Consider the following 11074-nt stretch of genomic DNA (forward strand, 5'->3'; position numbering starts at 1 on the left):
TCGTGGATCAGCGCAAGGTACGCGGCCGGCTCCCCCGCCCCGAAGACCCTCCCGGCAGCAACAGCCCGTGGGGGATCCCACAAACGGACCACCCCGCTGGCGCGTGGACACCGAGGGGGCTATGGTCGAGAGGTAGAATGACCGGTAACCCTACCTCGTAGGGGCATCTCGGCCTTCCCGGCGGGACTGCCAACCAGGCGAGCAACTGCCAGTGGGTCCCGGTGCACGTCGAACAGAGATGAAAAGCGCCATGAAGCCAATCCGCGCCCCGGCTTGCCCGGGGTCCAACAGAGAGCCGGTGTTTCGCGCGGCCTCGGTGGGGTCAGCCTCCCGACCGGATCAGCCGGACCGCGTCCAGCAGGGTCTTGTGGGCGGCCGTCGAGTCGTCCAGGTAGCCGGCTGCCATCGCACCGTCGTACAGCATCAGCATCGCACCGGCGGCCGACTCCGGGTCGGTGTGGCCGAGCCGGGTGAGCAGGTCCTGGAAGAGGGTGCGGATCCAGTCCCGGTGGGACGTGACCAGGCCGCGGACCGGATGGTCGGCGTCCGGGTACTCGGCGGCCGCGTTCAGGAACGGCGATCCGCGAAAACCGCGCTCGCGGGCGTGCTCGGCGATCGCCTCGAAGATCAGGTCGATCGCCTCCGCGGGCGGGTGCCCGGCGGCCAGCGGTTCGGCCACCCCCTTGTAGTAGGCGTCCTTGGTCAGCAGATAGGCCACGACCAGGTCGTCCTTGGAGGCGAAGTGCCGGTAGAAGGTCACCTTCGTCACCCCGGCCTCGGAGATCAGCCGCTCCACTCCGACCGCGCGTACGCCCTCGTAATAGAACAGCCGCGACGCGGCCTGCACGAGGCGTTCGCGAGGCGGGAGGTCTGCCACGGTCTTGGTCCCCTGATGTCCGGCGTCGGTGGTCTTCTTCCCAGTGATGCTCACTTCCCCATTGTGCCCTCGGCCCGGCCTTGAGCGGCCTGCACCCCCGTACGGCCCCACCAGCAGGGCCGTATGCCCCTTATCCCGCACGGCTCGCAGCAAAGGTCGCCGTGCCGCGTATCGAAAGGCTTGAACGATGACTCGTCGTCTTGAAGGAACCGTCGCCCTGGTCACCGGAGCATCCAGCGGCATCGGCCACGCCACGGCCCTGGAGCTTGCCCGCGAGGGCGCGTCCGTGGCCGTGGTCGGCCGGCGTGAGGACCGGCTCACCGACCTCGCCGCGGAGATCTCCAACGCCGGCGGCAAGGCCCTGGTCGTGCCCGCAGACATCACCACTGCCCAGGCCGCCGCGGAAGCGGTCGAGCGGACCGTCGACGGCCTGGGCCGCCTGGACACGCTGGTCAACAACGCCGGCCTCATGCTGCTCGGGCCTGCCCCCGGTGCGGACCTGAAGGATTGGCAGCGCATGGTCGACATCAACCTCATGGGCCTGATGTACACCGCCCACGCGGCCGTCCCCCACCTGGTGAAGGCCGCCGCCGAGGAGCCGCGTCGGGTCGCCGACATCGTCAACGTCGGCTCGCTCGCCGGCCGCAACGCCTACGCCATGTCGGCGGTGTACAGCGCCACCAAGTTCGGCGTCGGTGCCTTCAGCGAGGCGCTGCGCCAGGAACTGACACGCCAGCACGTCCGCGTGTCCGTCATCGAGCCGGGCAGCGTCGACACCGAACTGCGCACGCACAACCCCGACGTCATCCAGCAGCACATCGTCGCCGCCCTCGGCGACATCGAGCGGCTGCAGAGCCAGGACATCGCCGACACCGTCGGCTACATCGTCACCCGCCCCCGGCACGTAGCCGTCGCCGAACTGCTCGTACGCCCCACCGAGCAGGCCTGAACACCAACACCGGGCCCAACTCCGAGACAGGCAAGGAGTCATGATGGCGGCCGGCACCCCTGTGACAGCAGCCAACACCATCGTCCGTGTCTGCCTGCTGCTGGCCGCTGCCATCGCGCTCGGAGACGGCGTGCAGCAACTGGCGCAGGGAGGACCAGCGGGCACGGCGGACGCGGACAACGCGCACCGCTTCCTGGCGGGCGTCTACGTAGGCTGGGCTCCCCTGTTCGCCTGGGTGGCGGCAACGATCCGCCGGCAGGGGGTACTCGTCTACTTCCTGGCCGTCCCGATCTTCCTCGGCGGCATCGGGCGGCTGGTCTCCTTCGCCCGGGACGGCATGCCGAGCCCGGCGGGAGTCTTCCTGGCCTCCGCCCTCCTGGAGCTCATCCTCCCGGTCGCCGTCGTCTGGGCGCACTCCACCTCACTCAGGTCCAGACGAGTGCCGGCCACCGCCTGAGGCACCGATCCCGGGCGGCAGACCGGCAGGAAGCACGGTGCGTCGAGTTGGAGCGGCCGTCGCCCTAGGTCGCTCCCCAGATTTTCGCCGCGGCCAGAAGGTGCTCCCGGACGAGTGTCACGTGCGGGTTGGTGGAGCTGCCCGGGCGTTGGACCAAGTAGGCGGTGTTGATCGGCGGGTCCTCCGGCTGGTGCAGCAACCGGAGGGCGCCGGAGGCGAGTTCGCTGCGGCACAGATAGCTGGGCAGGACGCTCCAGCCGGCGCCGGCGGTGACGGCGGTGAGGACGCTGCGCAGGTCGGGGACGGTGATCGCGGCCTGGGCGTGCAGGCGGCGGTCGAAGACATGGCGCCAGTAGCGGCGGGCGATGGGCAGGTCCTCGGCATAGGTGATCAGAGGGGAGCTCTCCAGCGCCGTGGGCAGCTCCTGCCCCTTGAGCCGTTCGGCCCATGCCGGGGCGGCGACAAGGACGAACTCCTCGTCGGCGAGGAGTTCGACGTGCAGCGTCCGGCCGCGGGGCCGTCGGGTGGCGACGACGAGGTCGTGGCGTCCGGCGCGCAGTTCTTCGAGCAGCGGTTCGGCCAGACCGATGGCCACCCGCAGCCGGACGCCCTGCGCGATCAGCGGGGCCAGCACCTTCAGGCCTGCCACGCTCATGAACTCCGCGGGTCCCGCCAGATGCACCGGTGCCACGGCGCTGCTCGGCTCCTCGCCGGTGATGACGGCCAACTGATCTAGGGGGGCCGACAGCCGGGTGGCAAGTTCGTCCGCGTGGGGCAGCGGGGTGACCCCTTGCGCCCGGCGCTCGAACAGTTCGCGGCCCAGGCGGTTCTCCAGTGCCCGGATCTGCGTGGTGACGGTGGACTGCGACAGGCCCAGCTGACGTGCGGCGGCGGTGAAGGAGCCCAGGCGGTGCACCGCGAGGAAGGTTCGCAGCAGGTTCAGGTCCAGCGCGCCGGACGCATGAGTGTCGTGATCGCTCACAGCCCCGAGCCTACGAGATACGGGTGACAGCCACATGCCACCCGTCCACGGGGACCAGTCATCGGGTCACCGATACCAGGCATCGGTCTCTTCATTGGCGCGGATACTTCAGCAGCTTTAGTTTTGAGACCTAAGAGCACTGGGTTCTATAGGAGACGTGTGAAAAGTGAGACGGAAAAAGATTCTGGCGGTCGTGACCAATCAGGCCACCTATGGGGCGAGCAAGCATCGCACCGGCCTATGGCTGGGTGAACTCGTCCATTTCTACGACAAGGCCGTCAAGGACGGCCACACTGTGGATGTGGTCAGCCCGGCGGGCGGCGAGGTGCCCCTGGACCCCCGCAGCCTCGGCCGGTTGTTCGCCGACCAGACGGTTCGCAATTATCGAGCCGACCCGGCCTTCATGGCCTCCCTGAAGTCCACCGCTTCCATTGCCGACGCAGATCCGGACGACTACTCCACGATTTTCTTCACGGGTGGGCACGGCACCATGTGGGACTTTCCCGACAGTGCCGGCCTGCGGGGAACAGCCGAGGCCATCCACGCCGGGGGCGGCATCGTCTCCTCGGTCTGCCACGGCGCCTGCGCCCTCATCAACCTCCATGACACCGACGGGAATCCGCTCGTACAGAACCGCACTGTCACGGGCTTCGCGACGGTCGAGGAAAGGCTGGCCGGCGTGAAGAGCAGGGTGCCGTTCCTCCTGGAGGACGAACTGCGCGCGAAGGGAGCCAAGTATGTGCGCTCCACTGTCCCGATGACGCCGCATGCCGTGCGTGACGGCCGCCTGATCACGGGCCAGAACCCGGTGTCCACCAAGGCCGTCAGCGACTTGATTCTCGCTGCCTTGGCCGAGAGCGAATAGCCGGTACAGAAACCTGGTGCGCCCACTTATGCGGACGTCACCCGATAAACCGAACTAGAGGAAACTGCACCATGTCGAAGATCCTTTTTGTGATGACCGGCGCCGGCCACTGGACGCTGGCGGACGGCACCAAGCACCCGACCGGCTTCTGGGCCGAGGAGGCCGTCACCCCGTACCAGGCATTCACGGCCGCCGGGCACGAGATCGTCATTGCCACGCCGGGCGGCGTCGTGCCGCCCCTTGACCAGGTCAGCCTGGCGCCGCAGTTCAACGGCGGTGAGGAGGGCGCGAAGACGATGGCGGACGCCCTTGCCTCGATCAGCGAGATCCAGCACCCCATCAGGCTGGAGGACGTCGACCTCGCCGACTACGCCGCCGTCTTCTACCCCGGCGGCCACGGCCCGATGGAGGACCTGGCCGTCGACGCCACCTCCGGCACCCTGCTCATCGACGCCCTCGCCTCGGGCAAACCGCTCGGCGTGGTCTGCCACGCTCCGGCCGCCCTGCTGGCCGCCACCAAGGCCGACGGCGGCAACGCCTTCGCCGGTTACCGGCTCACCGGCTTCAGCAACGCCGAGGAGACCCAGAACGGCCTTGCGGCGGGCGCCAAGTGGCTGCTCCAGGACCGCCTGGTAGAGATCGGCGCCGACTACCAGGAGGGCGAGCCGTGGGCCCCGAACGTGGTCGTGGACCGCAACCTGGTCACCGGTCAGAATCCCGCCTCCGCCGGTCCGGCCGCAGCCGAAATGCTCAAGAAGCTGACGTGACGTTGTAGCGAGCGACCCGCACCCCCTGCCGTCCCCGCATCCGTACGGGGACTGCCGAAGCCTCATTTAATGCGGCCTCTGCGCATGCGCTCCGGCATCGTGGACTCGATCCGACACTGTGCCGCCGAAGGCGGGAACGGCGCGACGCCGCCTGGCCTGTTGCCGTCCGTGGCCGGGCCCGCCCATGCCCTCGCATCAGCATTCCCCATTCCCCATTCCCACAGCGCCTGACCGGCGCAAGTTCCGCCAACCATCACGTGCACAAATAGGAGAGACATGAGGGCCATTTCGATCAAGGAGCCCGGGGGCCCGGAGGTCCTGGAGTGGATCGAAGTCGAGGACCCGTCCCCGGCTGCGGGCGAGGTCATCGTCGACGTGGTGGCCGGCGCGGTCAACCGAGCGGATGTCGCGCAGCGGATGGGCTGGTACCCGGTCCCTCCGGGAGCATCGCCCTACCCGGGGCTGGAGGTCTCCGGCCGGATCAGCGCCATCGGCGAGGGCGTGACCCAGTGGCAGCCGGGTGACGAAGTATGCGCGTTGCTTGCCGGGGGCGGGTACGCGCAGAAGGTCGCCGTCCCTGCCGGGCAGCTGCTCAGGGTGCCCAAGGGCATCAGTCTTGTCGAGGCGGCGGCCCTGCCCGAAGCCGCCGCCACGGTGTGGTCGAACGTCTTCATGACCGGTGTTCTGAAGGCGGGCGAAACCTTCCTCATGCACGGTGGAGGCGGCGGCGTCGGCACGATGGCCGTCCAGCTCGCCAAGGCCCGCGGCGCCCGCGTCGTCACCACGGTCGGTGGCCCCGACCAGGCCGCCAGAGTGCGAGCCCTCGGCGCCGACCTCGCGATCAACTACCGCACCGAGGACTTCGCCGAGCACGGCCCGTACGACGTGATCCTCGACGTCATCGGCGGCCAATACCTCCAGCGCAACGTCCACTCCCTGGCCCCCGACGGACGACTGGTCATCATCGGTCTGCAGAACGGCCTGGAGGGCGAACTCAACCTCGCCGAACTCCTCTTCAAGCGCGCGTCCGTACACGGGACCACCCTGCGGTCCCGCCCGACCGGACAGAAAGCAGCCATCGTGGCCGAGGTCCAGGACCACGTGTGGCCACTGATCGAGGACGGATCCGTACAGCCGGTCATCGACTGGACCCTGCCCATGACCGAGGCTGCCGAGGCGCACCGGATCCTGGACTCCCACCACATCGGCAAGATCGTTCTGGTCAACCCCGACGCCGCGTAACGCCGACGCGCTGTCGTGCTGTCGCGCTGTCGTGCTGTCGCGCACGAAGCCGGAGGCTGGGGTTGTCGTGCGCGCCGGAAGGCGGGCCGAGGGGCGTGGTCTGACAGCGCGCCCCCGAAGGCGCCGGCGAGCAAGTCGGTCGGCAGTAGTGCGCCGACGTCGTGCGTCAGCTCGGTGGCCGGGATTCTGGGAGATCACCGTCGCGACCCCAAGTGGCGTCGCGCCCGCCCTTGATCAAGTGGGTCACGTGCGGGGTCTACGTGCGTGAAGGACGAAGGCCGGGGGTGTGTTGCGCCATATGGTGCGGCTGGGGACGACTTCCTCGAAGCGGTCGGCCAGCAGGTCGCGGAACCGGCGGGCGGGGGTGAGGGGAACGGCGTGGAGGTAGGTGAACGCGGTGAAGGCACCCGCCGGGGCGAGCACCGCGGCTGTCGCGTCCATGAGCTGGTGCCGGGTGGGGGTGGGGAAGAGGGCCCAGGGCAGGCCGCTGACCACCACGTCGGCGCTCTCAATGCCACGCTCATCCAGCAGATGGCGCAGATGCACGGCGTCGCGCTGGATCACCTCCGCACCCGGGTGGCGGTGGCGCAGGCGCTGGSCGAGGAGTGGATCGATCTCGACGGCCAGGTGGCGGCCGCGGCCGCGGAGCCGGCGCTGGATCTCGGCGGTGAACGGCCCGGTGCCGGCGCCCAGTTCCACGACGACGGGCTCACCGCGTTCGGGCACCGGGGCGCAGACCGCCTCGGCCAGGTGCCGCGAACTGGGCGCGATGGCTCCCATGCGAGCCGGTGAGCGCACCCACTGCCGCAGGAACAGGGTGTAGTCGTTCGGCTGCTGCGAGGGCCTGCAGAGACGGCACTGCCGGGCTGTGCGGCGCGCGGTGCTGGTGGTCATGTCGATGCCCTTGTCGGGGAGTGCGGATGGTCGATCGTGTCGGCGTGAAGGGGCAATGCGCGGTGAGGTCCCGTCGGTGGCGCAGTGGCCGGTTCTGTTGGGGGCGGAAGGGCTGGAAGGGTGACGTCGGACTGGCAGACGCGGCACCTTCTACCGGCACTTCGCCTCCAAGGAGGACTTGGTCGTGGCCTACCTGGTGACCAAGGACGCCCACTGCCGTGAGGGGGCCGTACCGGTGGCGGCCGGGCACCCGCCCGGGGAGGCAATCGACCGATGGCAGCCGGCTACCTGGACGACTCGACGGCCGCCCACAAGGGGCTGACCCCGACCGGGGCCGCGCGAGATCGGCCGCCCAAGGCGTCGCGCACCGGTTCGGAACTGGCCAACGGGTCCCTGACACACGGCGTCAGGGCGGCGAGGGCCTCACCGGCGGGGGCGACCCCGACCCGGGAGCGGATTGGTTTCATGGAGGCCTTTTCATCCCTGTCCGACGTGCACCGGGAACCCTGTGGCAGCCCTCCGCCTGGAAGCGTTCCCGCCGGACGGCCCGCCCACTCGTCACTAGGTAGAATGACTGGTCACTCTACTGCGCTCGACGATAGCTCCCCGGGCGGCCTCGCGCCAGCACTCGGCCCGATTGAGGCATCCCTCACCCGTCCACCACCGACATGGAAGACGTCCTGGCGCWGCAAGAATCCGAAGATCGACGGGGTGCTGCCGCTGCGCTACATGCACGACTTGCGCTCCGGCGACCGCACATCCAGCGGTGACTTCATCGCTGCGGGCTCCGCATAGGCTGGTGCGCGTGGATGTGACGGGGTGCCTTGGGTGCGACCTTCTGGCCGGGCGCCGGGAGTTGCCCGGAGGCGTCTTGCACGAAACCGCTGCTTGGGTGGTGAACCACGTCGTCGGTCCGATGAATCTTGGCACCTTGATCGTCGGTCCGCGGGAGCACGTCGTGGCTGTCGCGGAGCTCGACGACACGGCAGCGGCGGAACTCGGCCCCTTGCTGCGCGATACCGCTCGTGTCGTGGAGACGTTGTGCCGGCCTGAGCAGACCTACGTCTGCATGTGGTCGCATGGCCGCGACGCGCGCAAGCACCTGCACATCGCGGTCCAGCCGGTGACCGCGGAGGTGCGGGCCCGCTACGGCGGGCTGCGCTCCGAGCAACTCCAGGCCCGGATGCTGGCGGACGGTGACGAGCCGGACATCACGGATGTCGAGCAATTCTGCGAGCGGGCCCGCGAGTTGTTCCGGGTGATAGCCGACAGCGGCATCGAAGACCACAACTGATCACCGGCGCCGGGCCGGCGTCACGGCATGGTCAGGTGAGCGCAAGGAAGTGATTGGCCGCCCGGTGTCCCACGAACGCGAGCCATCCGACGCACAGGTCTCGATTATTCAGCCACCGCGCGGTTGTTCGACGGAAGGAACGGCACCTGCGCACATCAGCGCGGGAATACGACCGTCAGCAGGCGGAAGAGTTCGGCGCGCTCTTCGTCGGACAGTTTGTCCAGGCCGGTCTGCGTCTGCTCCATCCGCTCGCGGATCGTGTCGATCGTCTTCTGGCCCGTCTCCGTGAGGGCGACGTTCTTCACACGGCGGTCGGTGGCGCTGACTTCACGGTGGACCAGGTCGCGCTTTTCGAGTCGGTCGATGATCCCGGTCATGTTCGACGCGTCACAGGCGAGCGTGGTCGCGAGCGAGCGCATCGAGGCGGGCGCGCGGCGCAGCACCGTGAGCGTCTTTGCCTGACTGGAAGTGAGGCTCATGTCGGCGGCGGCGGCCGTGAAGTCGGCGTAGTGCGTGCTGACCGAATGGGCGAGCAGCTCCATGAGCTGCGCCTTGGACGGGATGGGTGGCATGAGCCCAGGGTACCGCCAAAAGCTTGAGCACCTCAACCTTTGACATCTACCGGCGTCATATTGTTTGATGTCCTCAAGCATCGAGTACCTCAATGGTTTGACTCATCGACCATAGATGCCCTCGCCCTTCGGGCAACCGCAACCTTCCACCGGAAAGAAGACCGTGAAGTCCTCTCTTGCCACCGCGCCGGAGCGCCGCACCGGCAGTCTCAGCCTCGTCCTGGTTCTGGGCCTCGCCGCCATGGTCGTGTCGATGATGCAGACCCTGGTCATCCCGATCCTGGGCATCATCCAGAACGACCTCGGCGCCACGACGGCCCAGGTCAGCTGGGTCACCACCGCCACGCTGCTGTCGGCCGCCGTCTTCACGCCACTCCTGGGCCGCCTCGGCGACCAGCACGGCACGAAGCCGACCCTGCTGGGCGTGCTGGTGGTGATGGTCGCCGGATCCGTGCTCGCCGCGGCCACGAGTTCGATGCTGTGGCTCATCGTGGCCCGCGTGATGCAGGGCGCCGCCACCGCGATCTTCCCGCTCGCACTGTCCGTGCTGCGCCAAGAGGTCGCACCCGCGCGGCTGCACGGCGCCATGGCCCTGGTCAGCGGGACGCTCGGGTTCGGCAGCGGCCTCGCCCTGGTGAGCGCCGGCCTGCTGACCACGGGTGCCAACCCCGACTATCACCTGGTCTTCTGGCWGGCCGCCGCGCTCGCCACCGCCGCGCTGATCGCGGTTGCGGTCGTCGTCCCCGCGCCCCGCACTCGGACGGGCGGGCGCACCGACTGGATCGGCGCCGCCGGTCTCGCCCTGCTGCTCGTGCTGTTCCTGCTGCCCATCTCGCAGGGTCACACCTGGGGCTGGACCTCGGCCCGCACGCTCGCCCTGTTCGCCGGTGCCGCCGTCACGACGGTCCTCTGGGTCTTCGTCGAACGCAGGGTCCGTGACCCCCTGGTCGACATGAAGATGTTTGTTCACCGGCCGGTGCTGTTCACCAACGTCGCCGGACTGCTCGTCGGATTCGCGATGTTCGCGCAGTTCATCGGCGTCTCCTACCTCGTCCAGACGCCCTCTGAGATCGCCGGCTACGGCTTCGGCGCCTCCGTCCTGCGCGCCTCCGTCCTCTACCTGCTGCCCTCCGCCCTCGTCTCGCTCGTGGCCGCCCAGTTCGGAGGCGTGCTGGTACGCCGCATCGGTGCGCGTTTCACCCTCGCCGTCGGTGCCGTCTTCGGCGTCGTCGGGTTCGCCTGGCTGACCCTCGCCCACGACACCACCGCGTCGGTGATCCTGGCCGGCATGGTCGTCGGCGTTGCCATCAGCTTCGGCTACGCCGCGATGCCCGCCCTGATCGTGGCCGGCGTTCCCCACCACCAGACCGGCATCGCCAACGGCATCAACTCCATCTCCCGCTCCACCGGCAGCGCGATCGGCAGCGCGGTCATCACCTCGCTGCTCGCCTCCAACACGCTCGACAACCTGCCCGCCGGGGTCCCCGCGCTGCCCGCCGAGAGCCAGTACACCCTCGGCTTCGCCCTCGCCGGCACGGCGTTCCTGCTGGTCATCGGCGTGGCCATGGTCGGCCTGGCGATCCGTCGCACGTCCCCCTCGCCCGCCACCGGCACGCCCGCCGCGTCGGGCGACAGCGAGACCACGCCCGCCCAGTCAGACGACAGCGAAGCCACACCCGCTCCGTCGGGCGASGGCGAAGCCACACCCACACGCACGGCCGCGACGGTGTGACCGCACCACCCACACGCACGGCCGCGACGGTCTGACCGCACCACCTGCACGGCCGCGACTTTCCTTCCCCCGGATGCCGACCGGCTTTCCCTCCCAACCGAACGGGACACGACTGTGACCGACACCAAGGCAGCCTTCACCCTCGACGACACCTTCACCGCCGCCGAAGCCACCGCGCTGGTGGACCGGCTGCGCGCCACCTTCCGCACCGGCCACACCAAGCCCCTGGCCTGGCGCCGGACACAACTCACCCGCCTGCGCGACCTGCTCACCGACAACCGCGCGGCGATAGCCGACGCCCTCTACGCCGACCTGCGCAAGAACCGCGCGGAAGCCGACGCCATGGAGATCGACCTCACGATCGTCGAGATCGACGACTACCTGGAGCACTTGGAGGAGTGGACCACCCCGCAGCCCGCCCCCGTGACGGTGCCCGGAGTCCC

The 11074-nt window shown here is 69.2% G+C and carries 11 protein-coding genes and 1 pseudogene; 8 read left to right on the forward strand and 4 right to left on the reverse strand.

Going from position 1 to position 11074, the window contains the following annotated elements; translation table 11 throughout:
* Positions 1 to 322: 322 nt before the first annotated feature.
* Positions 323 to 931 carry a TetR/AcrR family transcriptional regulator gene (locus tag EAO75_RS44395; RefSeq protein WP_261989713.1) on the reverse strand — a complete coding sequence of 203 codons (609 nt, stop codon included), beginning with the start codon at positions 929 to 931 and terminating at the stop codon, positions 323 to 325.
* 133 nt (positions 932 to 1064) lie between these two features.
* On the opposite strand from EAO75_RS44395, the gene EAO75_RS44400 reads away from it, so the two are divergent.
* Both EAO75_RS44400 and EAO75_RS44405 read left to right on the forward strand, forming a co-directional pair.
* Positions 1065 to 1826, forward strand: a complete 762-nt coding sequence (locus tag EAO75_RS44400) for an SDR family NAD(P)-dependent oxidoreductase (RefSeq protein WP_148000809.1) — start codon at positions 1065 to 1067, stop codon at positions 1824 to 1826.
* Between the two features lie 43 nt (positions 1827 to 1869).
* On the forward strand, positions 1870 to 2283 hold the full coding sequence (locus EAO75_RS44405) for a DUF4345 domain-containing protein (protein WP_222724044.1): 414 nt from the start codon (positions 1870 to 1872) through the stop codon (positions 2281 to 2283).
* A 64-nt stretch (positions 2284 to 2347) separates the two neighbouring features.
* Here the strand turns inward: EAO75_RS44405 and EAO75_RS44410 are convergent, their stop codons facing one another.
* Positions 2348 to 3265: a LysR family transcriptional regulator gene (locus EAO75_RS44410; RefSeq protein ID WP_261989714.1), complete on the reverse strand. Its 918-nt coding sequence runs from the start codon at positions 3263 to 3265 to the stop codon at positions 2348 to 2350.
* A gap of 193 nt (positions 3266 to 3458) precedes the next feature.
* On the opposite strand from EAO75_RS44410, the gene EAO75_RS44415 reads away from it, so the two are divergent.
* From EAO75_RS44415 to EAO75_RS44425, 3 genes are all read left to right on the forward strand, one after another.
* Positions 3459 to 4130, forward strand: a complete 672-nt coding sequence (locus EAO75_RS44415; protein WP_222724045.1) for a type 1 glutamine amidotransferase domain-containing protein — start codon at positions 3459 to 3461, stop codon at positions 4128 to 4130.
* A gap of 71 nt (positions 4131 to 4201) precedes the next feature.
* Entirely contained in the window at positions 4202 to 4897 is a 696-nt protein-coding gene (locus EAO75_RS44420) for a type 1 glutamine amidotransferase domain-containing protein (protein WP_148000813.1), read from the forward strand.
* A 276-nt stretch (positions 4898 to 5173) separates the two neighbouring features.
* A complete protein-coding gene (locus EAO75_RS44425; RefSeq protein ID WP_148000814.1) occupies positions 5174 to 6139 on the forward strand; it encodes an NAD(P)H-quinone oxidoreductase in 966 nt (321 codons plus the stop codon).
* Between the two features lie 243 nt (positions 6140 to 6382).
* On the opposite strand, the gene EAO75_RS44430 is transcribed toward EAO75_RS44425, so the two are convergent.
* A complete protein-coding gene (locus EAO75_RS44430; RefSeq protein WP_148000815.1) occupies positions 6383 to 7033 on the reverse strand; it encodes a class I SAM-dependent methyltransferase in 651 nt (216 codons plus the stop codon).
* Positions 7034 to 7904: 871 nt separating this feature from the next.
* Here EAO75_RS44430 and EAO75_RS44440 point away from each other — a divergent pair.
* Positions 7905 to 8327, forward strand: coding sequence for a hypothetical protein (locus EAO75_RS44440; RefSeq protein WP_261989715.1), 423 nt, complete (start codon positions 7905 to 7907; stop codon positions 8325 to 8327).
* 155 nt (positions 8328 to 8482) lie between these two features.
* On the opposite strand, the gene EAO75_RS44445 is transcribed toward EAO75_RS44440, so the two are convergent.
* Positions 8483 to 8869 (reverse strand): MarR family winged helix-turn-helix transcriptional regulator, encoded by a 387-nt coding sequence (locus tag EAO75_RS44445; protein ID WP_148000817.1) that lies wholly within the window; start codon positions 8867 to 8869, stop codon positions 8483 to 8485.
* A 193-nt stretch (positions 8870 to 9062) separates the two neighbouring features.
* On the opposite strand from EAO75_RS44445, the gene EAO75_RS44450 reads away from it, so the two are divergent.
* Both EAO75_RS44450 and EAO75_RS44455 read left to right on the forward strand, forming a co-directional pair.
* Positions 9063 to 10631: an MFS transporter gene (locus EAO75_RS44450; RefSeq protein ID WP_410092917.1), complete on the forward strand. Its 1569-nt coding sequence runs from the start codon at positions 9063 to 9065 to the stop codon at positions 10629 to 10631.
* A gap of 114 nt (positions 10632 to 10745) precedes the next feature.
* Positions 10746 to 11074: pseudogene (locus EAO75_RS44455) on the forward strand (aldehyde dehydrogenase family protein); the annotation flags it as partial.

The organism is Streptomyces sp. UW30, assembly GCF_008042075.1.
Classification (GTDB): Bacteria; Actinomycetota; Actinomycetes; order Streptomycetales; family Streptomycetaceae; genus Streptomyces.

What these genes read in the sequence shown, in the direction of transcription:
- EAO75_RS44400 (WP_148000809.1), top strand. Translation starts at nt 1,065, where the DNA reads ATGACTCGTCGTCTTGAAGGAACCGTCGCCCTGGTCACCGGAGCATCC.
- EAO75_RS44405 (WP_222724044.1), top strand. Translation starts at nt 1,870, where the DNA reads ATGGCGGCCGGCACCCCTGTGACAGCAGCCAACACCATCGTCCGTGTC.
- EAO75_RS44420 (WP_148000813.1), top strand. Translation starts at nt 4,202, where the DNA reads ATGTCGAAGATCCTTTTTGTGATGACCGGCGCCGGCCACTGGACGCTG.
- EAO75_RS44425 (WP_148000814.1), top strand. Translation starts at nt 5,174, where the DNA reads ATGAGGGCCATTTCGATCAAGGAGCCCGGGGGCCCGGAGGTCCTGGAG.
- EAO75_RS44445 (WP_148000817.1), bottom strand. Translation starts at nt 8,869, where the DNA reads ATGGAGCTGCTCGCCCATTCGGTCAGCACGCACTACGCCGACTTCACG.